The sequence below is a fragment of the Streptosporangium sp. 'caverna' genome, assembly GCF_003203775.1.
Classification (GTDB): Bacteria; Actinomycetota; Actinomycetes; order Streptosporangiales; family Streptosporangiaceae; genus Streptosporangium; species Streptosporangium subroseum.
Genome location: NZ_CP029711.1, coordinates 4,055,417 through 4,081,682, shown reverse-complemented (window position 1 = coordinate 4,081,682; position 26,266 = coordinate 4,055,417). Strand labels below are relative to the sequence as shown.

The window sequence follows — 26,266 nt, the reverse complement described above, 5'->3', positions numbered from 1 at the left end:
CACCGCAGGACAGCGCCGTGCGCTCTATTGACCGAGTGCCTTGGTTTTCTTGACAGAACGTGGCGGCTGTGCTGGTTCAGGGGCCATCGTCGAACACGTTCAGTTTCCCGCGTAGGGTGGCGGAGGTGAGTGTTGCGCTCGGATTGACCCGTCCCCTCGTGGTGAGAACCACCCTCGTCGGCGACCCCGGCGACCTGTTCGCCCAACTGCCCGAAACCGCCCCTTATGCCTGGATCAGGCATGGTGAGGGGCTGGTCGCCTGGGGCGAGGCCGCACGTGTGACCGTGCCGCCGGGTCCCGGGCGCTTCGACTGGGCTCGCGACTGGCTGTCGACCATCTTCGGTGAGGCCAGCGTCGACGACGACGTACGGACCCCCGGCTCGGGACCCGTCGCCTTCGGCTCATTCACCTTCGACCCGGAGTCCCGCGGCTCCGTCCTCGTGGTGCCCCAGACGATCCTCGCCCGCCGCGACGGCCGCGCCTGGCTGACCACCATCGGCGAAGAACGGCTCGACCTGGTCACCCCGCTCCGCGACCCCGGCAGGATCCGTTACGGCGACGGCAGCCTGACCGCCCCCGAGTGGGAGCACGCCGTGGCCCGGGCCGTCCGGCGGATCAGGTCGGGCCGCCTGGAGAAGACCGTGCTCGCCCGCGACCTGACCGCCACCGCGGAGCGGACGATCGACGTCCGCCTGCTGCTGACCCGCCTGGCCCGCCGCTACCCCGACTGCTACACCTTCTCCTGCGCCGGCCTGATCGGCGCCACCCCCGAGCTGCTCGTACGGCGCACCGGGGAGATGATCGAGTCCCTGGTCCTGGCCGGCACGACCCCCAGAGGCACCAGCCGGGCCGACGACATGGCGCGCGGCGCGGCCCTGTTCGCCTCGGCGAAGGACCGCTACGAGCACACCTGCGCGGTGGAGTCGGTGCGCGACGCGCTGAGCCCGCTCTGCTCCGAGCTGAAGATCCCCGAGGAGCCCGAGCTGCTGATGCTGCCGAACGTCCAGCATCTGGCCAGCCCCGTGACCGGGCGGCTCTCCGCCGGGGCCTCGGTCCTGGACGTGGTGGCGGCCATGCACCCGACCGCCGCCGTCGGCGGCACGCCCACCGAGGCCGCGCTCGACGTCATCCGCGAGCTGGAGGGCATGGACCGCGCCGGTTACGCCGGTCCGGTCGGCTGGATCGACGCCCGGGGCGACGGTGAGTGGGGCATCGCGCTGCGCTGCGCCCAGATCGAGGGTCCCCGGGCCCGGCTGTTCGCCGGCTGCGGCATCATGGGCGACTCCGATCCGGCCTCCGAGCTCGCCGAGGCCCAGGCCAAACTCCGCGTGATGCAGTACGCCCTGGAAGGCTGACCTCGCTTGACGTCCTCCCCGGCTTTGGAAACCGGGGATTCCAGCGCCCGGCCTTACAACCAGGTCTGTCGGTTCGCGGTTCATCGGCCCGGGCAACCCCGAAGCCTCCCCGCGCAGACACGGCACGCCCCGCCGCGCTCAAACAAAAACATGCCCCACTTGGCTATCGCGGAACACCCCGACCCTACCGACCTCGACCTGCACACCACGAGAAAACCCAAGAAGTGCCTCCTCCCCGCCCTAAAAGACGGGGCATCCGCCCTGAATGGTCGGTGACACGGCACGCCCCGGGCCGGCCTTCGCGTAGACGTGGTCGTCCTGAAGGCCGGCCTTCCCGTGATGTGGCAGTCGCGGCATGCCCCGGAAGGCCGACCTTCGCAAGGACCGCGCCGACCGGGGCAAATGCCCGAATCCCTACCCGCGGCTGTTGGTCGTCCGGCACATGGGCGTACCCTCGCAAGGGCAAGACATCGGACATTTCCCGCAAGAAAATCAAAACTTTCTTCTGCTCGACGTTCTTTCTTTCATCGCCGCGCAGCCGGCCCGCTTGCCAGGGAGAGGAAGATCATGGCCTTACTGACCACCGCCCGCCTCACGGTGCGCGACTGGAGTCCCGACGACGCCACCGAGGCCCTGACCGTCTACGGCGCGCCAGAGGTCACCCGGTGGCTGTCCCCGGCGATGACACAGATCAATGACGAACAGGCGATGCGGACCACGCTGGAGTCGTGGCTGGGTCTCCGCGACGCCCTGATCCCCCCGCTGGGCCGCTGGGCGATCGTCCGCACCTCCGACCAACAGGTCATCGGCGGTCTCTCCCTGAGATACCTGCCGCCGGACGAGGAGGACATCGAGATCGGCTGGCAGCTCGCTCCCGGCTCCTGGGGGAACGGCTACGCCACCGAGGCCGCCCGGGCCCTGGCCGGGTGGGCGTTCTCCATCGGCGCCCACGAGCTCGTCGCGGTCGTCCGGGTGAACAACGAGCGCGGCGCCGGCACGGCCAAGCGCATCGGCATGCAGTGGGTGGGCGAGACGGACAAGTATTACGAGACCCATCTCAACGTCTACCGGCTCTGGCCCAGCGACCTCACCGCCGCCGAAGAGGCCGACACGCTCAAGCTCTGACCTCGAAGACCCCGAAGACCTCGGAGCTGTCGGAACCATCGTCGGAAGCCGCCGATCGGAAGCTGTCAGAACCGCCGGCCGGAAGCTTCCGGCCGGCGGTTCGTCTGCTGGAAGCCGTCACGAACCGTCAGCCGGAAGCTCTCAGTCGGAACCGTCACCAACCGCCGACCGGAAGCTCTCAGTCGAACACCGTCAGCCGGAGGCTTTCGGTTGGGAACCGCCCGCCGGGAGCCCTCAGGAGCCGAGGTAGCGCAGCACGGCCAGGACCCGCCGGCTGTAGCCGGTGACGTGCAGGAGCTCGAGTTTGTCGAAGATGGCGTTGACGTGCTTCTCGACGGCGCTCTGGGAGACGTGGAGCCGCTCGGCCACGGAGGCGTTGGTGCAGCCCTGCGCCATGTGGTCGAGCACGTCGCGCTCCCGGGGGGTGAGGCGGCTCAGCGGGTCGACGTGGGTGGTGCGGGCGAGGAGCTGCCGCACCACCTCGGGGTCGAAGGCCGCTCCCCCGGCGCCGACCCGGTCGAGCGCGTCGAGGAAGTCGGCGACCTGGGCCACCCGGTCCTTGAGCAGATAGCCCACCCCGTCCACGTCGCCGCTCATCAGCTCGGTGGCGTAGTGCTTCTCGACATACTGCGACAGGACCAGCACGCGCGTTCCCGGCCAGCGGCGCCGGATCTCCAGTGCCGCCCGCAGTCCCTCGTCGGTGTGGGTCGGCGGCATCCGGACGTCGGCGACCACGATGTCGGGCCGGTGCTCGGCCACCGCGTCGAGCAGCGCCTCGCCGTCGCCGACCGCGGCCGGGACCTCGTGCCCCTCCTCGACCAGCAGCCGGATCAGCCCCTCGCGCAGCAGCGTGGAATCCTCCGCCAGAATCACCCGCACGGGAGCTCCGCGGTGATCGTGGTGGGCCCGCCGGTCGGGCTGTCCACCCGGAACCGGCCGTCCAGGGCGGCCACCCTGCGGGCCAGGCCGGACAGACCGCCGCCCGCGGGGTCGGCGCCCCCGCACCCGTCGTCCCGTGTCCGCACAATGATCACTGCGCCTTCCTTGAGGATCTCAACGGTGACCGCGCGGGCCCCCGCGTGCTTGGCGGCGTTCGTGACGGCCTCGCAGACCACGAAGTAGACCGCGGTCTCCACCTGTGTGGCGGGACGCTCCCCCAGGTCGTAACGGACCGTTACCGGAACCCCGGCCCGTTCCGCGACGGTGGCGAGGGCGTCCCTGAGGCCGAGGGAGTCCAGGCCGGTCGGGTAGACCCGCCAGGCCACGTCCCGCAGGTCGCCCAGCGCCTCCTGTGCCTCGTCGTGGGCCTGGCGGAGCAGCTCGCCGAGGAGTTCCGGCGAGCGACCCCTGCGCGCGCGGCCGATCAGCATGGCCAGCGCGACCAGTCGCTGCTGCACGCCGTCATGGAGATCGCGTTCGATGCGCCTGCGCTCCTGGTCGACGGCCGCCACGATGCCCGCGCGGGTCTCGGCCAGCTCGGTGATGCGGTGTTCGAGCAGCTCGGTGGAGCTCGGCCCGAGTGTCTGCCGGGCGACCTGCCGCTCCAGGGCCACGAGCCCGATGAATCCCATGATCTCCAGAAAGAGCAGGACCAGTCCACCGACCAAGGCGTAGAGCACCAGGAGCACGGTCGGCTCCATGTCGTCGAACGGCCTGCCCCGGCCCCACTGCCAGACGAGCAGAACTCCGGCGCCAGCCCCGGCGACCAGGAGCCCGAGCACCAGGCCGCCCAGCACGCCGATCGGCCAGCGCCTCGCCAGGTAGCGCAGCGCCCGCCGCCCGTCGTAGCCGGACACCTCCACCCCGCCGAACAGCCTCAGCCGTACGACCTCGGCGTCCGCCAGCCGTACGGCCCCGGCCAGCACGCGCGGCCGCGCCCGGGGAACGAGCAGGAAGGGGCCCGCGAGGATCAGGAAGGCCAGCTCGACCAGGGCCGCAGGAACCCCGAGCGCGTGTCCGGCCAGCGCCCGGCAGGCCCTGATCGCGACGTTCACGACCGCGCGTGGTGCTTCCCCTTGCGCTGGTCCCTCAACCGTATTGCCACGAAGGCCACCACGGCGAGCACGACGATGCCCAGTACGACCTTGGACACGATCCCCATGTAGTTCTCGACCAGCGACCAGTTCTCCCCGAGCAGGTATCCGGCCATCACGAAGGCCGTGTTCCAGATGAGGCTGCCCAGCGTGGTGAGGAGGGTGAACGTCATGATCGGCATGCGCTCGACCCCGGCCGGGATCGAGATGAGGCTCCGGAAGATGGGGATCATGCGGCCGAAGAAGACGGTTTTCCTGCCGTGTTTGGCGAACCAGGCCTCGGTCTTCTCGATGTCGGAGACCTTGACCAGCGGTAGCTTCGCGGCGATGGCCACCACCCGGTCCCGGCCCAGCAGCGCTCCCAGCCCGTAGAGCACCAGTGCGCCGATCACCGACCCCAGGGTGGTCCAGAGCACCGCGTCGAACAGGCTCATGCTCCCCTTGCTCGCGGTGAACCCGGCCAGCGGGAGGATCACCTCGCTCGGCAGGGGCGGGAACAGGTTCTCCAGCGCGATGGCCAATCCCGCTCCGGGCGCCCCGAGGGTCTCCATGAGGTTGATCGCCCATCCGGCGATCCCGTCGGTGGGGGGTGCACTCATATGCAAAGCGATTCCATCGGCAGTCAGTGAACTCATGGACACAAGGCTACGTAGATCCGCTTATAGCGCGAATGAGGATCTCATCACGTCTGCCGCGGACGCACCCCAGTGGCCGGAGTGTGGAAAACCCCAGTACCCACCGGAGCAGGAGGAAACCATCAGGTGGCACCCGGCCGGGCCGTACGCGGAATCCCGTATACCCGTCGCCGGGGCAGGACACGCGGTCCGTCCCCGCTCACCGGCACCGGATCCGGGGCTCGAACGATCGACGGGCACGGCCGGGCACGGATCGGTCCCTCCCGAAGGGTCAAGCTCTCCGGAGATAGAGCGTCTCGCCGGGCTCGACCACCGCGCGGCCGGCGGTCAGCGTGGCGATCCAGCTGGGGAAGACAGGCAGATCCGACTCACGCACCGCGACGCGGAAGCCGACCTCGGCGCCGTAGACGACCTCCCTGACCTCGTACCGCGAGGCGTGCAGATCGTTCTCCAGCCGCCCCGCCTGGACGTGGTCCACGGTCACCGTCATGGCCTTCGCGGGCACCATCTCGACCAGGGGTGCGAGGTCCAGGGCCTTGCCGACCGATGAGCCGTACGCCCGGATCAGGCCTCCGGCGCCGAGTTTCACCCCTCCGAAGTAACGCGTCACCACCGCCACCACGTCGCCGAGCCCCCGGCGCAGCAGCGTCTCCAGCATCGGGGTTCCCGCCGTGCCGCCGGGCTCCCCGTCGTCGTCGGCCCGCTGGACCAGCCGGTCCCCGCCGATCACGTAGGCGGAGCAGTTGTGGCTGGCATCGGCGTAGAGCCCCTTGCACTCGGCGACGAAGGCGCGCGCCTCCTCCTCGGAGGACACCGGCGCCAGGGTGCAGACGAATCGCGACCGTTTGATCTCGGTCTCATGCTCGGTGATGTCTTCCGGTGTTAGGTACGGCACAGCCATTTGCACAGGTTATCGGCCTGTCCTGACGGCCTTCCACTCAAAGGTCGCGCGGAGAAAAAACCCTCCTGACCTGCGCCTTAGCCCATCTCCACCCGGCCGGCCGTTCCTTGGGCCCCCAACCGGTCCCGGGCGGCACGGGCGGAACGCCCGGGTGGGCCACGCCGCACCATGCACCTCGCACAAGGGCTCGGTGGGGCGCTGCGCGTACGGTCCAGGGCATGAGTTACCGAGTCGCCATGGACATCGGCGGTACCTTCACCGACGTGGTCCGCTATGACGAAAGGACCGGGGCCGTAGTGGCCTCCAAGGTCCCGAGCACTCCCGGCGACCTGGTCGAGGGTGTGTTCTCCGCGCTCGGGCAGGTCGTGGATGACCTGTCCGGGATCTCTCACTTCGTCCACGGCACCACCCAGGGTCTCAACGCGCTGCTGGAGCGCAAGGGCGGGCGGACGTTGCTGCTGAGCAGCCAGGGGATCAGGGACGTCTACCAGATCGCCCGGGGCAACGGAGCCGAGGCGGTCGAGCGCTGCCGTAAACCCGAGCCTCTGGTGCCCAGGTCGGACGTCATGGAGATCGCCGGGCAGCTGAGCACCTGTGGCGAGGAACTCATACCTCTGGACGAGGACGCCGTCCGCGCGGCCGCCCGGAGGGTCAGGAGCGAGCGCTTCGACGCGATCGCTGTCTGCCTGCTGTTCAGCCACGTCAACCCGGCCCACGAGACCCGCGTGAGGGAGATCCTCACCGAGGAGCTGGGCGAGGACACCCTCGTCGTCCTGTCCCACGAGGTCGCCCGCGAATGGCGCGAGGCCGAGCGGACCTCCTCCGCGGTGCTGGAGGCCTACACGGGTCCCACGGTCCGCAACTACCTGGGCAGGGTCGAGGAACGGTCCGCCGAGTGCGGCCTGACCGTCCCCGTGCACGTCATGCAGTCCTCCGGCGGCCTGGTCACCGCCGACTACGCGATGCGGCGGCCCCTGCAGACCCTGCTGTCGGGCCCGGTGGGCGGCGCCATGGGCGGCGTCGCGGCGACCTGGCTCCTGGGCCGCGAGAACGCCATCTGCATGGACATGGGCGGCACCTCCTTCGATGTCTCCCTCGTGGTCGGCGGGCGTCCCGACATCAGTGCCGAGGCCCGCGTCGAGGGATTCCCCGTGCTGATGCCGATCGTGAACCTCCACACGATCGGCGCGGGCGGCGGCTCCATCGCCTACGCCGAGGCCGGGACCCTGCGGGTCGGCCCCGAGTCGGCGGGCGCCGTGCCCGGCCCCGCCTGCTACGGCCAGGGCGGCATCCAGCCGACCGTCACCGACGCCAACGTCGTGCTCGGCCGGATGGATCCCGCCTGGTTCGCGGGCGGGCTGATGTCCCTGAACGCCCGGGCGGCCAGTACGGCGATCTGCAACCTGGCGCGCGAGCTCCGCCTGGAGACACGCCAGATCGCCGAGGGCATCTGCAGCGTGGCCAACGCCAAGATGGCCCAGGCCATCCGGACCCTCACCGTCGAACGCGGCGTCGAGCCGCGCGACTTCGCGCTGGTCGCCTTCGGCGGCGCGGGCGCGATGCACGCGGTCTTCATCGCCCGCGAGCTCGGCATCTCCGAGGTGATCGTCCCCCGGTTCCCCGGCGCGTTCTCCGCCTGGGGCATGCTGGAGGCCGATGTCCGCCGCGACCTCACCCACCCCTACTTCCGCGCGGGCGAGGATCTGAGCTGCGCCGACATGTCGGCCCGGCTCCTGGAGCTGGAGGCCCGGACCCTCGACGCGCTGACCGGCCAGGGCGTGGAGGCCTCCCGGATGTGCGTCGAGGTCGCGGTGGACATGCGCTACGAGGGCCAGGACCACGCGCTGACCATCCCCTTGGACAGCGCGGACGAGCCCTGCGTCCCCGGTTTCCTCGAGCGGATCACGGCCCGTCACGCCGAGGAGTACACCCGGCGGTACGGCTACACGGCCCCCGAGGTGCCGGTGGAGTTCGTGATGCTGCGCGGCACCGGCTTCGGCACCTTCCCCCGGGGCGTCTCCGCCGTCCTCGACTCCGAGCCGTGCGACGAGGCGCGGGTCGTACGGGATGTGGTCTTCGACGGTGAGGTGCACCCCACCCCGGTGCTGCGCCGCAGCGGCCTGCGCGGCGAGCTCGCCGGTCCGGCGATCGTGGTCGAGGAGACCGCGACCACGGTGATCCCCCCCGGCTGCCTGGCCTCGGTGGACGACAACGGATTCCTGATCATCAAGGTGTGCGACCGAAAATGACGACCGGGCCGGCTCCGTTGATCCGCGTTGGTTCACCCGATGTGGATCTACAGGACGGGCCGGGACCGGAGGACGTGGGCCGCCAGGTGAAGAGCCAGCCGGGTCCCCGGGTCGTCCACGTCGAAGCCCGCGGCGCGGATCCGCTCCAGGCGGGTGGTGACGGTGTTGCGGTGGACGCCGAGACGCTCGGCGGCGCGGGAGGCCCCGCCCTCGTCCAGGACGGCGGTGAGGGTCTCCAGCAGCGTCCCGTCGCGGTCCACGCTCAGCAGCGGGCCCAGGATCATCTGGGCCGGGGCGCGCAGGACGCCACCCGGCAGGGCGGCCAGCAGCTTGGCCGGGCCCATCCGGTCGGCCCGCGCGACCACGCCGGCCGGGGAGACGAACGCGGCGGCCTCCGCTCCGAGCAGCGACTCGTCCATGGTGCCGAGATCGGGCACCTGAGCGCCGACCCCCGCCGCGCAGGGCATCGGCAGGGCGGCGAGGCACTCGGCCAGGCGGATGGCGAGCCGGTCGGGGGGCAGCGCCGACCATCCCGCCCAGCTCTCCTCCCGGCGCAGCACGGGTCCGGGTCCCACGGTCGCGGCGATGACCGATCCGATCATCTGCAGGTCGTCCAGGTCGGCGTCGTGGGGCCGGACGGCGTAGGCGGTGAGCGGGCCGCCGACCGGCCAGCGGAGGGCGACCGCCCGCGCGAGCGTTCCGTCCCCGCTCGCCTCCAGATCCGCTTCCGGCGGCGTTCCGGGCACAGCCCCCTGCGACGCCGTCCCTTCCCCGCCGTCCCCGATCCGCCCGTAGGGCGGCGTCCGCGACGAGGCGAGGGTGAGCAGCCGGGTGGCGAGGGCCGACTGCAGGGCGACATCCCGCTCGGCGGCGAGCCGCTCGATGGCCGCCCACGCGATCAGCGGGGTGACCGCCAGCGCCAGAACGGCGTTCACCACCGACGGCCAGCCGGGAGACTGGAAGGAGCCGTGGGCCACGAGGATCGCCAGCGTGCCGCCGCTCGCGTCGGGGATGTCCACCTCCGCGAGCGAGGGCCCCTGAGCCCGGCGGCCCGCCAGGTGCGAACCCCACGGGTCCAGCAGGGCCACCGCGTTCCCCTGCAGTTCGGAGTTGAGCACGCCGAGCACCCGCCGGGCAGAGGGCCCCGCCTCGGCCAGTCTGGTCGCGCAGCGGGCCACGAGCTGGGTCCTGGCCGCCTCGGGGCGGGCCGCCGCCGATGCCACCCGCACGGCCGTCACCAGCGGATCCTCATCCACGAAGATCAACGTCACGCCGAGCCGCTCGGCCAGCCCCGCGCCGGATCCGGCGCTCATTCCGGCCGACGACGCGATGACGCAGGCGGCGGCCTGCTCCCAGGCTCTGCGCATGGCCATCTCCACCGCCCAGCCGCCGCTGGCGGCCTGGCCGACCAGCACCACCGCCGTGTGGGGCGGCACCGAACCAAACGTCGCCAGATCGTCGATGATCCGGACCTGGCGCACCGGGTTCTCCCCCGTGCCCCACATCCGGGCCCCGGCCAGCGGTCCCCCGTTGACCAGCTCGGCCACCGTGACCGGGACCTCCCAGTCCCGCCGCCCCCGCGACTCGATCACGGCTCCTCCCCCGGTCCTCTCACCCCGGGCCCGCCCGCCGTCACAGCGGCACCCCCCGGCCCTCTCACTCCGGGGATGCCCGCCGTCACAGCGGCACCCCGAACGCCTGCGGTCCGCCCAGCGCGATGCCCTCCTCGGTGTGCCACACCGGCGCCGCTCTCACCACCATGACCTCCACCTCCAGTCCCGGGGCCACCTTGTCGACGTCGACCGCCATGCCGTCCACCGTCGAGATCATGCAGATCTGGTCGGGAGCCATGGCCGCCATCGCCCCGTCTGCCAGGGCGAACACGATCTCATTGTGCGCCTCCAGGCGGATGAGCCTGCCGAGCCCCTCGCGTTCCTCGACCACGATGCTCGACGGCAGCGACGGCAGCGTCAGATCCATGCCGTGCCCGGTGCTGCTCTCCACCGCGGCGATCCGGCCCCTGCACAGGGTCCGCACGCCGTACGGCGCGGCGATGGAGCGCGGCGCTCCCGGCACTCCCGCCTCCATCAGGCGGCTGACCGTTCCGGGGACCAGGACGCGTGCCAGCACCTCGGCGGTCATCGGATAGCAGGCGGTCACCGTCCAGCCACCCAGGGCCAGGACCAGCGGGCGGATCAGCTCCTCCACCCGGTCCGGCGCGGTGTCCAGCACCACCACGTCATCGGCGGGACCGGCCATCACGAGCGGCGTGGCGCTGACCCCGCCCAGGGTGTAGGTGCTCTGCTTGATCAGCGGGAAGACCCTCCCGCTGCCGTCCCCGTCCACCAGCGGCACCCCCAGCAGCGCCGCGGTGATCACTGGGAGCAGCGCGCTCTCCGCGTCGAGGTTGAGCGCCACTATGGCGCCGATCTTCTGGCCGAGCCTGCGCTCCAGCCAGCGGATCACCCGCACGGGCTCGTTCCCTCCGGGCAGGCGCTCGCCGAGCGCCGTACTGGAGCCGACAAGACAGATCGCGGCGCAGATCGTCTGAGGCGGCAGATCGGCGGCGCGGCTCACCCGCACCCCGTCCCCGAGCACCGACCTGGCCCAGTCGAGCGTGAGGTGGAAGGAGAGCTCGGCCGCGCCGGTGGCAAAGAGCTGTGACCCGGCGGCGAAGGCGTCGAGCGACATCGAGTCGATCTTCGGGTGCGTCCCTTCGACGGTGGGGCTCACAGGATCGACCCCTCCGCCGTGACCACGACCCGGAAGAGGCCGTCGGGCAGGTAGGACAGCGGGTTGACGATCGTGTCGGTGACGCGGGCGGAGCCCGGGGCGGCCCCGGCGCTCACCGCGCGGGTCAGCGCCTCGTCCCGGGCGACGTCGAGCGCGCGGTCGAGCTCGGCGCGGCCCCTGGCCTGCACGATCCGCTCCACGTCGACCGTGGGTCTGGCCAGCGCCGCACCGTAGGCCACCGCCAGCTCGGCCTGCTCCGGCACCTGCCAGCCCGGACCCGCCTGCCGGGCGTAGTGCCCCACCGCCACCCCCTCCGACGCCGACACGATCAGCGGCAGCCGCACGTTCAGCGGGACGAGCGTGTCGCGCCGGTCGCCGATCCTGGGCATTCCCCCGGTCACGAGGCCGGTGCGCACCACGGCCCCCCGCTCCTGGACCGCGGTGTCGTCCCGTCCGGCCAGCGCCGCACCGCCGCGCAGCGCGCAGGTGAAGGCGCCCAGATAACAGATCAGCGGATAGCGGCGGAAGTAGTGCGCGGAGACCAGTCCCGCCCCGCTCCTGGCGAAAAACACGGAGGCTCCCGGCAGGTCATGGGCCACCCGATCGGCGATCCTGGCCGCATGCGGGCCGAGCGCCGCGTTCAGGATCGCGCTGTTCTCCCGCTCCCGCAGCCCGGCCCGGCCGAACTCGTACGACAGGGTGATCCGCGCCCCGGGCACCTCGTCCGCGATGATCTCGGCGACGGCCAGCTCGTGGTGGGGCAGGATGGGCGACCCGGTCGCGGTCACCGCGAAGTCCGTCAGGCCGCACTCCGCCGCGAATCGGGCCACCGCATCGGTGTCCAGCTCGGTGATCGGCCGCCCGGTGAGGCTGTGCCCGCCCCGCACCACCGTCCCCACCCCCGAGTCCTCGGGCCAGCCGACCAGCGGGCCGAGCCCCGGAGGGCAGGGACTCGCGACCCGGATCACCGCCACCGGCGCCCGCCGTACGCCGTCCAGGTCCACCGCCACCGCCGCGCCCCTGGGCGTCGTCGACGGCGCCCGTCGCATCCCGTCCGGATACGTCACGACCGGTACGGTCCCGGCCGTCACCTGCACCTCGGTCAGGACGTCACCATGGACGGCCACCGTCACCGTCGCATGTCGTCCGAGATCAACACCGATGATCATTCCAGAACGCGCCCCTCTGTCTCCGGCAGCGGGACGGCCAGCAGGGCGGTGAGCACCATGAACGCGTTGATCACCAGTATGGTCGTGGTGAATCCGGTGGCGTTTGAGAGCAGCATGCCCACGGCGGCGGGAGCGGCGGTGGTGGAGACGAGCTGGGCGGCGGTCGCCCAGGAGTAGCCGGTGCCGCGTAGCGCGGTCGGGTAGAACTCGCCGTTCCAGGTGTTCCACACGCCCCAGGCGCCCAGGCTGAAGAACGACAGGATGAAGTTGCCGGCGTACAGGCCGACCGTCGTGGACGCCGTGGCGAAGTAGAACCCGCCGAGCGCCGCGGCCACCACGTAGACCAGGAAGATCTTCTTGCGGCCGAACCGGCCGGTCAGCAGCGACGCGCTGACATATCCGGGAATCGCCACGAGCGCGCTGAGCGCGGCGAAGCCGAGGCTCGCGTCCAGGCTCAGGCCCCTCTCCCGCAGGAGCGTGGGCAGCCAGGTCTGCAGGCCCCAGTAGCCCCAGTTGAAGGCGAAGTTCAGCAGCAGCATCAGCAGGGTGATCGGGCGCAGCCTCCCGCGGAGCAGGTCCAGGGGGTGGCCCATCCGCTTGACGCCGACGGTGAAAACCGCGTCGGCGTCGGGGCTGCCCAGCTCCCGCAGCACCGCCCCTGCCTCGTCCTGACGGTCTCGCGCGGCCAGCCAGTAGGGCGACTCGGGCACCCAGGCCCGGATCACGAACGCCCAGAGTCCGGCCAGCGCGCTGGCGATCGTGACCACGTGCCAGCCCAGGCTGCCCAGGGTCACCGAGGCCGCGATGGCGGCGAGCACCCCGATCGGCCAGCCGATCGACAGGTAGACCGCCGCCCTGCCCCGGCTCCTGGTGGGCAGCAGTTCCAGGAAATAGGGGAAGGTGACGGTGTAGACGCCGGCCAGGGCGAACCCGGAGGCCACCCGCAGCGCCATCAGCGTCGCCATGTCCGGCGCGAACGCCGAGGCGAGCGCGATCACCCCGTAGGCGATCAGGGACCAGAAGCAGGTGGGCCGGCGGCCTATCCGGTCCGAGAGCGGGCCCCAGATCAGGGTGCCGGGGATCATGCCGAGCGCGACGGCCGACAGCACCATCCCGATCCCGCCCTCGTCGATCCCGAAGGCCGTCCTGAAGTCTCCGGCGACGTAGATGAGAGCGACCTGCTCCCAGGATTCAATGACAAACGCGACGAACAGCGCCAGCGCGATCAGGACGTGCCTGCGGGTGAACGGCATCCGGTCGAAGGCGGCGCCGATCGGCAGTCTCCGGACTTCGGTCGCGATCACGGCGATCTCCGGGAAACAGGCGTGAGGCATTGCGGCGCCACAGGCCCAGCCTCCTCCCTCGGGCCTCTGCTAGGTGGCCCGTCCCAAGATGTCCCGCCATTCAGGATAACCACAGGTCAAGTGGCTTCTCCTCGCCCGATCAACCGGCGTGCGCCGAGGCGCCCCGCATGACGCCGAAGGGCGGGGCCGTCGATCTGACGGCCCCGCCCTCCGTTCCGGGTGATCGGTGGCAGGCGGTGGGATCGGTCCGCTATCCGGCGTAGGTCTCGAACTCGGCAATCTTCGGCGCACCGGTCGATCCGGTGATCTTGAAGGTGATCTTGCTCAGCGAGGTCGCCGCGAAGGTGACGGTGCCCGCCCCGCTGCCGGATTTCAGGACGGCGCCGGTGCCGCCGTTGACGACCTGCCAGGACCCGATGCCCGCGGAGCCCGACACCTCACGGATGACGACCCTGGCCACCGTCTTGGCGGAGCTCCACTTGATCGAGATGTCACCGGTCGAGCCGGCCGGCGACCAGTAGGTGCTCAGGTTGCCGTCGCGCACGTTGCCGTAGCTCGTCCCGTCGGCCTTGCTGGAGCCGTCGGAGCCGGCCCCGATGCTGAGGTTGGTCCCGCCCGGCGAAGGGGTGACCGTGGGAGTGGGAGTGGGGGTGGGAGTGGGCGTCGGGGTCGGGGGGGTCACCGTCGGGGTCGGCGTCGGCGTCTGCGGCGAGCAGCTGCCGTTCGACACCCGCAGTCCCTTGTTGGCGCCCGCCGTCTGGCGGACGATGTCCGGCACGCAGCTCGCCCCGTCGAGGCTGTAGGAGTACGGGATGCCGACGGTGGTGTTGGACTGCGGGTTGGGTCCGGCGGGGGCGTTGTCGCTGCCGGGGGCAGACCAGGTCACGTTGTCGAAGATGTTGCCGCCGACCTGCCAGTAACCGGCCTCGCTGGTGTAGAAGGTGCCCAGGACGTCCTTGGAATCCTTGAAGTAGTTGTTCTCCACCTTGGCGCGGGCCCCGGCCCGGGAGTTGATGCCGGACTCGTGGAGGCTCACGTAGGAGTTGTTGTAGATGTGGGCTATGCCACCACGCAGCAGGGGCGTGCGGGAGTCGATGTTCTCGTACAGGTTGTGGTGGAAGGTGATGAAGCCGTTCGAGCGGTCGCTCTCACTGGACCCGATGAGCCCGCCGCGGCCGGAGTTGCGCAGGGTGCTGTAGGACAGGGTCACGTACTGGACGTTGTCCTTCATGTCGAAGAGGCCGTCGAACCCCTCCGCCTCTCCGCCCGAGGCCTCCAGGGTGGCATGGTCGACCCAGACGTTGCGGACGGTGCTCTCCATGCCGATGGCGTCACCGCCGTTGGAGGTGGGCGAGCCCGACTTCTTGACGTTCCGTACGGTCACGTTCTGGATGATGATGTTGCTGGAGTCGCGGATGTGGATGCCCAGCTGGTCGAAGACGGCACCGTTGCCGACCCCGATGATCGTGACGTTGCTGATCTGCTTGAGTTCGATCACGCCGGCGGCGGTGTTGCAACTTGAGCCCGACACCTTGGTGGTGTTGCCGTGGTTGATGGTCCCCTCGACCTCGATGGTGATCGGGGTGCTGCTGCTCGCCCGGCCGCACAGGGCCGCATGGATCGCGGTCCCCGTGGTGGCCCGCACCGTCTGCCCGCCCGCGCCGCCGGTGGTCCCGCCGTTGGCGGTCGCGTAACCGGTGGCGCTGCCGACCGCCGCGGCGGAGGTGCCGAGTGCCCATCCGGACACGGCGACCGCGCCGGCGATGGCGACGGCCACGGCCCTTCTGTCGAGTCTGCTCTTCACAGCCGAGCTCCTTGCTGGTCCGGCAGGCCTGGGTGACCTGCGTTCCGGATTCCCCCCAGCGAGTGCGCACCGCTCACATGAGTGAACGCGTCCGTGTCAGCGGACAGCCCTCACCATAGGAAAGCGCTTTCCCAGTGTCAACGCACCGTGAAACTTTCATTTGCCGCCCGACGACCCGGTAGGGGATCGATCTCTGACAGCGGGCGGGCCCCGGGCGACGAGGTGATCGCCCGGGGCCCGCCCGCGCCCGCTCACAAGCCGAAGGCGCCGCCTTCGACGAGGATGAGCGCGCCGATGGCGATCAGAACCACGGGCAGCAGGATGTGACCCCAGCGGCTGAGGGCCTTGGCGATGACCGGGCGGGTGGCGAAGAACCGTCCGGCCAGGCACCACAGGGCGACCAGGATCAGGAAGACCACGACGTACACGCTCATCCCGCCGATGCCCGCGGTGGCGAAGACCGGCACGTAGACGCCGATGTTGTCGCCGCCGTTGGCGAAGGTGACCGCGGCGACCGCCAGCAGACCCGGCCCGCCTGGCTTCACCTCCGCCTCCTCGTCGTCGTCCTCGTCGCGGTGGTTCTTCCACGCCTGCCAGGCTGCCTTGAGGCCGAGGGCGAGCGGGAGCAACCCGAGGTAGGGGATGGCGGCCTCGGGGAGGAACGTCGCACCGAACGCGGCGGCGACGGCCACGACCAGGATGGCGGCGAAGCCGAGATACTGACCGCCCATGATCCGCACGGTCGAGCCGCGGTGCCCTGCGCCCTGGGCGAAGAACAGCGCCAGGATCACGATGTCGTCGATGTTGGTGACGGCGAACAGGCCGGCCGCCTGTCCGATGACTCCGGGGTTCACGGGTGGTGGTCTTCTCTCGATCGGGGGGCCATCCATAGTGCCAGGCGACATGAGAGGAGGCTCCGGCTCACCCTCGATGATCCGGTGACTCAGAACGATCTCGGCCGGAGTCATCGGCCCGCATCTGCACGGCTGCGCGGCCGGCTCACCGCTGATCTCAGCCGAAGCGGCTAACCGCCCAGCCGGATGATGCCGCGGGAAGCGGCGACCGTCACCGCGGCGGTGCGGTCGTCCACGCCAAGCTTGGCGAAGATGTGCAGCAGGTGGGTCTTGACCGTGGCCTCGCTGATGCACAGGTGGGCGGCGATCGCCTTGTTGCTCATCCCCTGCGCGACCGCGCCGAGGACCTCGACCTCCCGGCCGCTGAGGGCGTCGGGGGCATCGGCGCGCGCCCACGACAACACTCGGGTCGCGATCGCCGGCGACAGGGCGCTCTCCCCTCGCGCCGCCGCCCGGATCGCGTCGAACAGCTGCTCACGGCCGGTGTCCTTGAGCAGGTAGCCGATGGCTCCCGCGTCGATGGCGCGTGAGATGTCGCCATCGGTGTCGTAGGTGGTCAAGACGATCACCCTGGCGCCCGGGTCGTGTTCGCGGATCCGGCTGATCGCCGTCGCGCCGTCGATCTCGGGCAGTTGCAGGTCCATCAGGGTGACGTCGGGCCGCAGGTCGCGCACCAGCCGCACCGCGTCCGCGCCGGAGACCGCTTCGCCGACCACCTCCAGATCGTCTTGGGTGCCCAGCATCGCCCGGATGCCGTCGCGGACCACCGGATGGTCGTCGGCGATCAGGACCCGGACGGTCATCGCGCCCCGCTCAGCGCCACCACTGGAAGGCTGGCCGCCACTGTGGCGCCCGCGCCCGGGGCGCTTTCCACGAGCAGCGTGCCGCCGAGCTGCTCCATCCTCTCCCGCATGATCGAAAGGCCGTGTCCGAAGGCGGCCCGCCCGGGATCGAAACCGTCGCCGTCGTCGTGGACATCGAGCACGACCAGGTCCTCCATATACGACAGGGTCAGCGTGACCTGCCCGGCGCGGGCATGGCGGCGAACGTTGGCGACCGCCTCCTGCGCCACGCGCAGCAGCTCCGCCTGAACCTGGGCTTCGAGCGGCCGGAGCTTGCCGGTGATCACGGTGTGCGCGTGGATGCCGGTCTCATCCGACAGCCGGCCGGACAGCCACTGCAGGGCTTCCGGTAGGCCGCACTCGTCGAGCCGGCCGGGGCGCAGCGCTCTCACCACCCGGCGGCTTTCGGCCAAATTCTCCCGTGCCGCCCGCAGCGCCTGGGTCAGGTGCCTGTTGTCCGGCAGGGTCGCCTGGGCCGCCTCCAGCAACATCGCCACGCTGGCGAACCCCTGGGTCAGGCTGTCGTGGATGTCGCGGGCCAGCCGCTGCCGCTCGGCCGCCACGCCCGCCTGCCGTTCGGCCGCCGCCCGCGCCTCCTGCTCGACCTGCAGCCGGTCGAGGAGCCGCTTGCGCTCGGCGCTCTGCCGGGACACCGAGCCGAAGTATCCGACCGCGGTGGCCGCGCTGATCGCGATCAACGCGGCGATGGCGATCTCGGCCCAGGTGATCGATCCGGTCAGGTGAAAACGATGCCACAGCCAGCCCCCGGCACACGACACCACCGCGACCAGCCCGACCCGCACGGCGTCCATGCAGTACGGCACGAGCACGCTCAGCGCGACCACCAGGAAGGAGGAGTCGATGGCGAACAGCCCCAGCCAGAGCAACCCACCGCCGAGCATGTACGGCGCGGGCACGCCGTCCGCGGGCGGCGTGCCCAGCACGAACCACACCGCGTACCAGGCGGCCAGCCCGGCCACCAGCACGACCGGGAGCACCTGGCCCGCCTCCTGCAGGGGGCCGGCCGAGGTCAGCACCAGCCATGAGGCGAAGAAGGCATGCTGCCACCGGCGCTGCGACCGCTCCCAGGACTCCACACCGCCGACGATAATCAACCACCCGTCCGTTCGGCATCAACCAGTCGACTGATCGCGTAATCAGCATTCCGCTCGATGCGGGCGCCGCCGTACCGGAACCAGACTCGACGGCGTGACCGTCATCCCCAGTCCGACCCAAGCCGTCTGGCACCTCGGCCCGCTCCCGATCCGCGCCTACTCCCTGCTGATGCTGCTCGCCGTCCTCGTCGGCGTCTGGGTGACCCGGCGCCGCTGGGTCGCTCGCGGCGGCGATCCCGGCGCGGTCGGGGACATCGCCGTCTGGGCCGTGCCGTTCGGCCTGGTCGGGGCCCGGCTCTACCACGTGGCCACCGACTGGCAGCAGTACTTCGGCCCCGGCGACGACCCGCTGCGCGCGTTCGCGATCTGGGAGGGCGGGATCAGCATCTGGGGCGCCGTCGCGGGCGGCGCGGTGGGCGCGTGGGCGGCCTGCCGCCGGAGCGGCATCGCGCTGCGCGACTTCGCCGACGCCGTCGCGCCCGGGCTCGCGCTCGGGCAGGCGATCGCCCGCTGGGGCAACTGGTTCAACCAGGAGCTGTACGGCAGGCCGACGACCCTGCCCTGGGCGCTGGAAATCGACCCCGCCCATCGGCCACCCGGCATGGAATCCACTGCCACCTACCATCCGACCTTCCTCTACGAGTCGCTGTGGAACCTGGGCGTGGCCGGGTTCGTCATCTGGGCCGAACGGCGGTTCCGGCTCGACCGTGGCCGGGTATTCGCGCTCTACGTCGCCGCCTACGCCGCCGGTCGCGCCTGGATCGAGTGGCTCCGCGTCGACCCCGCCCACCACATCCTCGGTCTGCGCCTCAACGACTGGACAGCCCTGCTCGTCTTCACGGCCGCGGTCACATACCTCACCGCCACGCGAAAGGTCGCTCCGGCGGATCCACCAGGCGGCGGGCTTCCCCATGGACCTGCGTGACGGGACGAGGTCGATCGGCACGATGACGGCGACGCGCCGTTTCCCGAAGCGGCAGATGCAGCCGCAGGTCGGGGATCGGCACGCCGATCGGGCTCGACTCCGACTGTTTCAGGTCCGGGTCTCACTCGCCGGCCATCTCCAGGAGCCTCTCGACGGTCCGCCAGTTACGCGCCGTCGCGGTGACGCCCAGACGCTTCTCCCAGAAGGCGTGGCCGAGCTTGGTCTTGTGCACGCCGTTCGGGCACCACACGTAGATCTCGCGTCCGCCCTCGAAGCGGAACACATCCGGCGTGTAGGAGGCCGGGTCCACCTCCTTCACCAGCTTCGCCTTGGGCGCCGCCGACAGGAAGGTGACGAGCAGTCGCGCCGGATCCGACGCGATGCCGCTGAGCGGGTGAGCCTTGACGATCTTCTGCAGATCGGCTCGGCTGCGGGTGAGGACCGGCACCTGGACGCCGAACTGCTCCGACACCCCTTCGGCGATCCTCTTCGCCGCCCGCTCCGGCTTCTCCGCGGTGCTGAACACGACGTTGCCGCTCTGCAGGTGCGTACGGACCTCGTCGTATCCGAAGCCCTCCAGCAACTCGCGCAACGGGGCCATGCCGACCTTGTTGCGACCGCCGACGTTGATGCCCCGAAGCAGTGCGACCTGTTTCGACATGCTCACTCACGCCTTCCATGTGTCCTGGCGGGATGCGCTGCGCAGGTGGTCCACGATGTACGACGCGTCCTCCTTTACCCACCAGATCAACGCGGAACCGTAGGAGTACTGACACTGCAGGCCGAGGAATTAAAGCCCGGATGCCCCGGTCACCCCGCGCTCCGGCACCGGTGTGCCCTGGTCGTCGAAGACCGGCGTCTTGATCCAGTTGTAGTCGGACCGGAATCCCGTCGCCCACACCACGGCGTCCGCCTCGGTCTGGCTCCCGTCCTCGAAGCGCATCGTGCGGCCCTGCGCGGCGATCGTACGGCCGGCGAGCTCGAAGCCGTGTCGCTCGGACAGCTTGGTGAGACTGGGCCCGACCAGGAGCGTCTTCTTGTGCAGGCGGTCACGCTCGCCTTCGAGATTGCTGTCGGCATCCACGAGCGCCACGGGCCGGTCTGCTCAACACTGAGCACAGGGAAAACGCGATGCCACGCGCCTGGCAGAGCATGCGCGGCCGCCGTCCAGGCGGTTGGGCCGGGCATCGTCGACGATCTCCCGGGAGATCGCCCGCGACGGTGGCCGCAAGCACTACCGGGCCGCGTCCGCCGATGGTGAGGCCGACAGGAAGGACGCGACCCGGTGTCTTGGAGGGGCCGACCAGCGGCACCCTCAGATGCGCAGCGTCATGGAAATCACACTGCGCTACTTCGCGGCCGGGGACATGTTCGGGAGAAGACCCACAGCCCGAACCGCCGGGCCCACTCGGCATGGACGGGATCGCTGTGGGTTTGCATGCGGCGACTCTTGGGTGATGACGACCTACTCGACGGCGGTGTCCGGGGAGGCGCATTCCGGGCCGTGGCCAGTCCACGCAGCCCCGCACTGATCGCACCGCATCTTCTTGGGGGGCATCAACGCAGGAGTGGCGAACGTCGGCTTACCGGTGCGGTGGGTCTCACGGGCCTTCTCAGCGGCGACCGGCACTTCACCGATGGCGACCCAGTCGTTTTCACGGGTGATCGGCGTATTTGTCATGGTGAGGACTCTAGCCGCTCCGTAGGGAGTCGTGATCGCGTCTACATGGTGACGCTCAGTCTTACCGACACCCCATGGCGCTCATGTTAGAAGGGATGGGGTGCCGCTGGGGTGTTCTCCCGAACATTGCCCCCGCCGCAAGGTAGCGCAGTACGTCGACCGGTCGAAGACGCGCTCGACGACGACGGCGTCCTCCTTTGACCGGCGCGCTCTGCCGACGTCGGACATCACAACCGTCGGCGCGGTAGGCGGTGGGGCCGCCGTTGCGCATCACCTCACGCGTGATCGTGGAGGTGGGGCGATCCAGACCTCGGGCGATCTCCGCGTAGGCAAGGCCGTCGGCCGGCCCCAGGGCGATCTGCCGGCGGTCCCGCCGGGTGCGCCTGCCTCCCGGCATCGCGGCCTCCTTCGCGCTCGGTGACGCCCGCGCTGTAGCGTTCACCTTCAATCCATTGCAACGTTCACAAGAGCGACTGTTGCATTCCTTTCAACGCATCGCAACGATTTTCTCGCTTTCACCTGCAAATATATCGATTATCCGCAACGAACATGTTGCCTTGGAATGGAATGCAACGTAGCGTTTCCATTGTCAGAAACAACGAGGCACAGGAGCGCATCATGCAGAAGTTCGCCACCCCCACCCCGATCACCACCGTCATCGACCTCCCCGCCGGACGCCTCCAGCTCATCGCCGCCGACCGCCCCGACACCACCGTCGAGATCCTGCCCACCAACCCCGCCAAAACCCGCGACGTCCAGGCCGCCGAGCAGACCACCGTCACCCACACCGACGGCGTGCTGCGGATCCACACCCCCCAGCCCAAAAACCAGCTCTTCGGCCCCTCCGGATCCATCCAGATCACCGTCCAGCTGCCCACCGGCTCCCACCTGGAGGCCACCACCGCCGCCTGCGAACTGCGCAGCGTGGGCCGGCTGGGCGAGGTCACCTTCGACGGCGCCTACCACCAGATCAAAATCGACGAAGCCGCCAGCGTCCGCCTGACCGCGGTCGACGGCGACGTGGAGATCGGCCGGCTCGGCGGCTCCGCCGAGGTCAGCACCGCACGCGGCGACATCCGGATCACCGAGGCGGTGCGCGGCACGGTGGTGTTGCGCACCCAGTCCGGTGACATCTCGGTCACCGCCGCCGCGGGCGTCTCGGCCGCGCTGGATGCCGGTACCTCCTTTGGCCGGATCAGCAACGCCCTGAAGAACAACGGCGGTGTCGAGCTCGACATCCGCGCCACCACCTCCCACGGCGACATCACCGCCCGCAGCCTCTAATCCCCGTGCCACCAGTCGCGCAGTAGCAGGTCCAGGCCGTGGCCGTGGGTCAGGATCGCGTCGAGGCTGAGGTGGACCGTGCTCGGTCCGGAGGCCGGACGTGACACCTCGATCGCGAACAGCGGCCACTCCCCCGCCTCGCAACATCGTCGCGACAGGCGCTCTCGAACCCCGTCTGCCCGGTCATCGTGAGCGGGCCCATTGTGAACGGCCCGACCGTGGACGGCCTGGTCCTGGGCGGGCATGTCGCATACCGGCATGTCGTGGACGGGCATGTCCCATGACGGCGCTCGTTCACGCACCTGCTGGCGCCCGTCCGCGGTGACGATCAGGCGCAGGACGTCATGGTGTTCCACCACGCGGCCCCAGGCCGTCCGGAGCCGATCCGGATCGAGATCGTCCACCTCGAACTCGCGGTACAGGTGACGGCCCACCGCGTCGGGGCCGAGGTCCCTCTCCTTGCCCAGAAGGTAGGCCTGCTGGATGGGCGTGAGCGGAAAGGGCTCGTGACGGCCGGCGGGATCGGCGGAGACAACGGGCTGGGAGTGGCCTTCACGCGGCTCACCGTGTGGCGCACCGTCCAGCTCCTCGATGACACACGCGGCGAGCTGCGCCGGATTGGCGCACACCCAGCTTCTCGACGGGAAGGTCCAGGGAGAACTCACGCTGGAGCTCGAACCACACCCGGACCGCGGAGATCGAATCAAGCCCGTGCTCCCGCAGGGACGACTGGGGAGTCAGGTCCATGCCGCCGGGCAACACGTCGGCCGGCAGCCGGATGACCGTCTCGGTCACGCGCTCGTTCAGCTCCATGTCCATCCCCACGTCGTTTTCGTCCGTCGTTGCGAGGCTGATGACGGGGAAAGCCGATGCCTGCTCAAGACTGAGCAGGCGGACGTAGGAGATCGCGTTACCTTGGATCTCACCCTGATGCGGAGGAGGACGACCTTGGCCGGCGATTGGATCGTGGGGGGAGCGGACAGGGCGGACGCCGTCGTCAGGCTGTTCTGTTTCGCGCACGCGGGCGGTGGATCGGCGTTGTTCCGGGGGTGGGACAAACTGCTCTCATCCGAGGTGGACGTATGCCCGGTGCTCCTGCCGGGACGCGAGTCGAGAATTCGCGAGATGCCGTTCAACCGGATGGAGCAGCTGGTCGGCCCGCTGTACGAGGCATTGCGAGAACACGTCGATCGGCCGTTCGCGTTCTTCGGTCACAGCATGGGCGCCGCGGTCGCATGGGGAATGGCGCGGAAATTCTCCGCAGGCCCTTCCGGCGGTCCGATCATTCTTTTCGTCTCCGGCCGCAGGGCCCCGCACCTGCCCACCCGGCGCCGCCTTTTCTCCGACCTGCCGGACGAGCAGCTGATGGCCGAGCTGGGCAAGCTGAACGGCACCCCCACGGAGGTGATGGGCCGGCGCAACCTCCTGAAGCTGTTCCTGCCGGGCCTGCGGGCCGACTTCGAGCTGAACGAACGGCACACGCCGCTGCCCGGCCCGGAGCTGTCGTGCCCGGTGTCGGCGCTGTGCGGCGACGCCGATCCCGAGGTCGACCCGGACGAGATCGCCGCCTGGCGGAACGCCACGGCCGGCGGCTTCACCCAGCGGGTGTTCGGCGGTGACCACTTCTACCTCAAGGGACCGCGTCCCGAGGTTCTCCAGGCGGTCCAGGAGGACCTCGACCGAGTGATCCTCACCCACCCCGCACGCTGACCCACCGGCCTCACCCCGACTTTCCGGCCAGGCGCCCAGACACACCCGGCTGGCTGGGTTCGGCTTTACTCATGGTCACGCCCGCAGAAGACACATGCCTTGTAGTAAGACAGCGGGGAAAGGACACGGTGGCGCACGCAAGAGACGGCAACTACATCCTCGGTGGCTGGGAACCCACGCGATCGTGGAACGGCTGTAGACAGATCGAACGCCTCGACCATCCGACGAAACCGCCGCAGGTAGTCCTGGGCGAAGGGCGGATCGTAGCCGAGTTCGTCCCAGCGGTGGCGACTGAGCGCCAGGTCGACGGTACCCAGCACGAAATCCTTGTTCATGGCGTGCTCGGCGGGGGTGTCTCCCCAGTCAAGGTCCTTCAGGTCGAAACCCACGGTTCCCCGGCCGAAGATGTCCTGGTCCTGCGCCGCGATCAATGCGGCGAACCGAAATTCCCACTCCCGGCTCGCGGAAGCGGACACCGCGAGCATCAGCACCTCAACAAAGACTTCGGTGCTCCCATTCGACATGTAAAGACGACCGTCACCGCCACCAAACGTATTTCCCACGCAAGCACCGTACGGCGAAGACACTTGATCGTCTTTCCCGTGACCCCCGCCGCTCCCCTCGTTTTCCGCCCATCGGGAACGCGACGGACACAGGGATGAACCGTCGGCGGTTTTACAAGAGACTCTCGTTTACAGCCGCCCATAGGCCCTGATCTGCACCATCGAGCCCTCTGATATGCAGCTCAGTGGCAACCAACGGACGGCAGGATCAGGGTCGACCAGGTGAGTCAGCTGAGGCCTCGTCGGCCAGGCGGATGCTGAGCTCGATGCGCCATCGGGTCTTCATCCGCTCGGACCGCGGATCGGTGAGGTAAGCCTCGTAACGGCAGGCAAAGTAGTCGCCCGCCGTTTCCTCCCGGCTGTCGAACGTCAGGTTGTTGCTTCTGACCCATTCGACCAGCGTGCGGTTCGCGCGGCGACCGTGGTTGGCGTATGTGAGGCTGGCGTATTTGCCCGCGGGCAGGACACCGGCGCGCACCCGGGTGTCACCTTCGAATGGCTTTTCCGTGACAACGCCGACCTCGACGTCCATCGGGCCGGCCATGTCGATGACATGCAGGCGGAAGAAGGTGTGGCCGAAGTCGATGTCCCGGTCGCCGAGCCACGTGTAGAGCTCGTCCATCAGCACGTCCCGGACTGCGAACATGCCGCGAAACGGTGTGATGGTCCGGATGCCGAGACAATGCCGTTCGGGGCTGAATACGATCGCGGGCCCCTCGAAGATTTCCACCCCTGCCTCCATGTGGCGCGCAGCTACCCGGTCGCCGGCACGGCCGATCCGCAGGCGGTCAGCGATTTTATCCGATCAACACCCGGCCCAATGTCCGCTCGGAACACCATCGGGTTACTGGAAACGAACAGGGTATAGGCCCCGTGCCGGGAACCTGCCTATCCGGCTACGACCATGGGCGAAGACAAATCCTGGTTGCCGGCTCACGCCCCGTTCCAAGATCAATCGCACTTGGTGGACCAGAACTCAGAAGAGCCGTACAGAACCAACGGCCTGACCTTCTGATCCGAAAATCCCCGAACGATGTCCAGGAACGTTCAGGCCAGTTCGCCGTGCAGGTCGTCGACGGTCCGATTGTTCAGATCAGTTCAGCTCGATCCGGGGCCGTACGGCCCGTTGGCTCCCGAGAAAGCACGGGGATGACCATTGTGTCGGCCGCCCCTGGAAGCATGACTGCGACTGCTGCCGACTACACCTGGTTCGATGAGCGTTTGCCGGGCCTGGCGGAGGCATACTGCTTCACCCTCATCCGCGGCCTGACATCCGAGGAACCAGCGGTGCGACTCGGTGCCCGAACCGAGGGATTCCCCAGTATGACGCTTGAGGAGCTGATCGAGGTAGGCAACCCGGCGACGAACTCACTTTGCTCCGAGCATCACATCCGCGCTGTCAGTTTGGGAAGTGCCTCGAGTACGGCAGGCGAGACGGTTGAGCTCCGCCGCACCTCAGAGCGGGTGAAGCCTACCCGCGAGTCACCGTGACTCTCCTCAATTCACCGCGCTGACGGGCACGGAACGGGCACATCCACACGACTCGTGCTGCCCTGATCATTGCCTGTAGCTTGCGCGGGTCAACATGTCGAATGGAACAGGCCCCCCACCGCGGTCGTCTCAGCCAATGCGTTGTAGCGCTGAACCGCGACCCTCGTCTCTTCTACGAAGACCTCGATGCCCTTCTGCTTCAGCATGTCCAGAGTCTCCGGGCACGTCTGAAGGACCAGGTCCATCCCTCGGGAGAGGACGACCACCTCGCTGCCGTGGTCGAGCAGCTCGGTAACGTCGGCGGGCTGGATGCCTGGAGTGTGACGCGTACCCGTCTCGTTCCAGTCCCAGGCTCGGCCACCGCCCGGGTACAGCTTGAAGTCCTTTCCTTCACCCACCCCCTCGACGACCATGCGGCCCCAAGAAATGTGAGTGATCAGTGGAGATCGCTTCATAGCCGGGAGACTAGCCCCGTAGGTGCACTTGCGCGAGC

At 69.6% G+C, this 26,266-nt stretch carries 26 protein-coding genes and 1 pseudogene; 7 read left to right on the top strand and 20 right to left on the bottom strand.

Annotated features, from left to right (window positions below):
* Positions 1 to 125 precede the first annotated feature (125 nt).
* Together DKM19_RS18100 and DKM19_RS18095 are read left to right on the top strand one after the other, a co-directional pair.
* Entirely contained in the window at positions 126 to 1,355 is a 1,230-nt protein-coding gene (locus DKM19_RS18100; RefSeq protein ID WP_239514309.1) for an isochorismate synthase MenF, read from the top strand.
* 567 nt (positions 1,356 to 1,922) lie between these two features.
* Complete coding sequence (locus DKM19_RS18095) at positions 1,923 to 2,480, top strand: GNAT family N-acetyltransferase (protein WP_110696711.1); 558 nt, start codon at positions 1,923 to 1,925, stop codon at positions 2,478 to 2,480.
* Between the two features lie 234 nt (positions 2,481 to 2,714).
* Here DKM19_RS18095 and DKM19_RS18090 read toward each other — a convergent pair whose 3' ends face one another.
* From DKM19_RS18090 to DKM19_RS18075, 4 genes are all read right to left on the bottom strand, one after another.
* Positions 2,715 to 3,359, bottom strand: a complete 645-nt coding sequence (locus tag DKM19_RS18090) for a response regulator transcription factor (RefSeq protein WP_162641568.1) — start codon at positions 3,357 to 3,359, stop codon at positions 2,715 to 2,717.
* The gene (locus tag DKM19_RS18085; protein ID WP_110696710.1) at positions 3,350 to 4,474 is read right to left on the bottom strand and encodes a sensor histidine kinase; all 1,125 of its coding nucleotides are present in this window, start codon (positions 4,472 to 4,474) and stop codon (positions 3,350 to 3,352) included. Before DKM19_RS18085 ends, DKM19_RS18090 begins: the two co-directional genes overlap by 10 nt.
* Positions 4,471 to 5,112, bottom strand: coding sequence for a DedA family protein (locus DKM19_RS18080; RefSeq protein WP_110696709.1), 642 nt, complete (start codon positions 5,110 to 5,112; stop codon positions 4,471 to 4,473). Before DKM19_RS18080 ends, DKM19_RS18085 begins: the two co-directional genes overlap by 4 nt.
* Positions 5,113 to 5,419: 307 nt before the next feature.
* Positions 5,420 to 6,049 carry a YigZ family protein gene (locus DKM19_RS18075; protein ID WP_110696708.1) on the bottom strand — a complete coding sequence of 210 codons (630 nt, stop codon included), beginning with the start codon at positions 6,047 to 6,049 and terminating at the stop codon, positions 5,420 to 5,422.
* 218 nt (positions 6,050 to 6,267) lie between these two features.
* On the opposite strand from DKM19_RS18075, the gene DKM19_RS18070 reads away from it, so the two are divergent.
* Positions 6,268 to 8,298 (top strand): hydantoinase/oxoprolinase family protein, encoded by a 2,031-nt coding sequence (locus tag DKM19_RS18070; RefSeq protein ID WP_110696707.1) that lies wholly within the window; start codon positions 6,268 to 6,270, stop codon positions 8,296 to 8,298.
* A gap of 47 nt (positions 8,299 to 8,345) precedes the next feature.
* Here DKM19_RS18070 and DKM19_RS18065 read toward each other — a convergent pair whose 3' ends face one another.
* The 8 genes from DKM19_RS18065 to DKM19_RS18030 all read right to left on the bottom strand — a co-directional run bounded on the left by DKM19_RS18065 (position 8,346) and on the right by DKM19_RS18030 (position 18,119).
* Entirely contained in the window at positions 8,346 to 9,890 is a 1,545-nt protein-coding gene (locus tag DKM19_RS18065; protein WP_110696706.1) for a CdaR family transcriptional regulator, read from the bottom strand.
* An 85-nt stretch (positions 9,891 to 9,975) separates the two neighbouring features.
* A complete protein-coding gene (locus DKM19_RS18060) occupies positions 9,976 to 11,031 on the bottom strand; it encodes a DUF917 domain-containing protein (RefSeq protein WP_110696705.1) in 1,056 nt (351 codons plus the stop codon).
* The gene (locus tag DKM19_RS18055; protein WP_110696704.1) at positions 11,028 to 12,200 is read right to left on the bottom strand and encodes a hypothetical protein; all 1,173 of its coding nucleotides are present in this window, start codon (positions 12,198 to 12,200) and stop codon (positions 11,028 to 11,030) included. The genes DKM19_RS18060 and DKM19_RS18055 overlap by 4 nt, the downstream gene beginning before the upstream one ends.
* On the bottom strand, positions 12,197 to 13,504 hold the full coding sequence (locus DKM19_RS18050) for an MFS transporter (RefSeq protein WP_110705786.1): 1,308 nt from the start codon (positions 13,502 to 13,504) through the stop codon (positions 12,197 to 12,199). The genes DKM19_RS18055 and DKM19_RS18050 overlap by 4 nt, the downstream gene beginning before the upstream one ends.
* 250 nt (positions 13,505 to 13,754) lie before the next feature.
* Positions 13,755 to 15,281 carry a polysaccharide lyase family 1 protein gene (locus DKM19_RS18045; RefSeq protein WP_369990556.1) on the bottom strand — a complete coding sequence of 509 codons (1,527 nt, stop codon included), beginning with the start codon at positions 15,279 to 15,281 and terminating at the stop codon, positions 13,755 to 13,757.
* Between the two features lie 278 nt (positions 15,282 to 15,559).
* Positions 15,560 to 16,198 carry a cadmium resistance transporter gene (locus DKM19_RS18040; RefSeq protein ID WP_204359100.1) on the bottom strand — a complete coding sequence of 213 codons (639 nt, stop codon included), beginning with the start codon at positions 16,196 to 16,198 and terminating at the stop codon, positions 15,560 to 15,562.
* 134 nt (positions 16,199 to 16,332) lie between these two features.
* Positions 16,333 to 16,965, bottom strand: coding sequence for a response regulator transcription factor (locus tag DKM19_RS18035; protein WP_110696701.1), 633 nt, complete (start codon positions 16,963 to 16,965; stop codon positions 16,333 to 16,335).
* Positions 16,962 to 18,119 (bottom strand): sensor histidine kinase, encoded by a 1,158-nt coding sequence (locus DKM19_RS18030; protein WP_162641567.1) that lies wholly within the window; start codon positions 18,117 to 18,119, stop codon positions 16,962 to 16,964. Before DKM19_RS18030 ends, DKM19_RS18035 begins: the two co-directional genes overlap by 4 nt.
* Positions 18,120 to 18,213: 94 nt before the next feature.
* Here DKM19_RS18030 and lgt point away from each other — a divergent pair, with 94 nt between their 5' ends.
* Complete coding sequence (gene lgt, locus DKM19_RS18025; protein WP_110696699.1) at positions 18,214 to 19,044, top strand: prolipoprotein diacylglyceryl transferase; 831 nt, start codon at positions 18,214 to 18,216, stop codon at positions 19,042 to 19,044.
* A 121-nt stretch (positions 19,045 to 19,165) separates the two neighbouring features.
* On the opposite strand, the gene DKM19_RS18020 is transcribed toward lgt, so the two are convergent.
* From DKM19_RS18020 to DKM19_RS18005, 3 genes and pseudogenes are all read right to left on the bottom strand, one after another.
* Positions 19,166 to 19,705 carry a DUF1697 domain-containing protein gene (locus DKM19_RS18020; RefSeq protein ID WP_110696698.1) on the bottom strand — a complete coding sequence of 180 codons (540 nt, stop codon included), beginning with the start codon at positions 19,703 to 19,705 and terminating at the stop codon, positions 19,166 to 19,168.
* Between the two features lie 129 nt (positions 19,706 to 19,834).
* Positions 19,835 to 20,137, bottom strand: coding sequence for a hypothetical protein (locus DKM19_RS18015; RefSeq protein WP_110696697.1), 303 nt, complete (start codon positions 20,135 to 20,137; stop codon positions 19,835 to 19,837).
* Positions 20,138 to 20,951: 814 nt separating this feature from the next.
* Positions 20,952 to 21,122 (bottom strand): annotated as a pseudogene (locus DKM19_RS18005) (helix-turn-helix domain-containing protein); the annotation flags it as partial.
* 221 nt (positions 21,123 to 21,343) lie between these two features.
* Here DKM19_RS18005 and DKM19_RS18000 point away from each other — a divergent pair.
* Positions 21,344 to 22,009 (top strand): DUF4097 family beta strand repeat-containing protein, encoded by a 666-nt coding sequence (locus tag DKM19_RS18000; RefSeq protein ID WP_110696696.1) that lies wholly within the window; start codon positions 21,344 to 21,346, stop codon positions 22,007 to 22,009.
* Here the strand turns inward: DKM19_RS18000 and DKM19_RS17995 are convergent.
* Together DKM19_RS17995 and DKM19_RS52955 are read right to left on the bottom strand one after the other, a co-directional pair.
* Positions 22,006 to 22,674, bottom strand: a complete 669-nt coding sequence (locus DKM19_RS17995) for a hypothetical protein (RefSeq protein ID WP_162641145.1) — start codon at positions 22,672 to 22,674, stop codon at positions 22,006 to 22,008. The two genes, DKM19_RS18000 and DKM19_RS17995, sit on opposite strands and share 4 nt — an antisense overlap.
* Positions 22,571 to 22,822: an acyl carrier protein gene (locus DKM19_RS52955; RefSeq protein ID WP_369990549.1), complete on the bottom strand. Its 252-nt coding sequence runs from the start codon at positions 22,820 to 22,822 to the stop codon at positions 22,571 to 22,573. Before DKM19_RS52955 ends, DKM19_RS17995 begins: the two co-directional genes overlap by 104 nt.
* A 135-nt stretch (positions 22,823 to 22,957) precedes the next feature.
* On the opposite strand from DKM19_RS52955, the gene DKM19_RS17985 reads away from it, so the two are divergent.
* The gene (locus tag DKM19_RS17985) at positions 22,958 to 23,719 is read left to right on the top strand and encodes a thioesterase II family protein (RefSeq protein ID WP_110705785.1); all 762 of its coding nucleotides are present in this window, start codon (positions 22,958 to 22,960) and stop codon (positions 23,717 to 23,719) included.
* Positions 23,720 to 23,784: 65 nt separating this feature from the next.
* Here DKM19_RS17985 and DKM19_RS17980 read toward each other — a convergent pair whose 3' ends face one another.
* Together DKM19_RS17980 and DKM19_RS17975 are read right to left on the bottom strand one after the other, a co-directional pair.
* Positions 23,785 to 24,282, bottom strand: coding sequence for a hypothetical protein (locus tag DKM19_RS17980; protein WP_204358843.1), 498 nt, complete (start codon positions 24,280 to 24,282; stop codon positions 23,785 to 23,787).
* A 208-nt stretch (positions 24,283 to 24,490) separates the two neighbouring features.
* Positions 24,491 to 25,012, bottom strand: coding sequence for a GyrI-like domain-containing protein (locus tag DKM19_RS17975; RefSeq protein WP_162641565.1), 522 nt, complete (start codon positions 25,010 to 25,012; stop codon positions 24,491 to 24,493).
* A 419-nt stretch (positions 25,013 to 25,431) separates the two neighbouring features.
* Here DKM19_RS17975 and DKM19_RS51745 point away from each other — a divergent pair, with 419 nt between their 5' ends.
* Entirely contained in the window at positions 25,432 to 25,773 is a 342-nt protein-coding gene (locus tag DKM19_RS51745) for a DUF6461 domain-containing protein (RefSeq protein ID WP_369989202.1), read from the top strand.
* An 89-nt stretch (positions 25,774 to 25,862) separates the two neighbouring features.
* Here DKM19_RS51745 and DKM19_RS17965 read toward each other — a convergent pair whose 3' ends face one another.
* Entirely contained in the window at positions 25,863 to 26,228 is a 366-nt protein-coding gene (locus DKM19_RS17965) for an Mth938-like domain-containing protein (RefSeq protein ID WP_110705784.1), read from the bottom strand.
* Between the last annotated feature and the right edge of the window lie 38 nt (positions 26,229 to 26,266).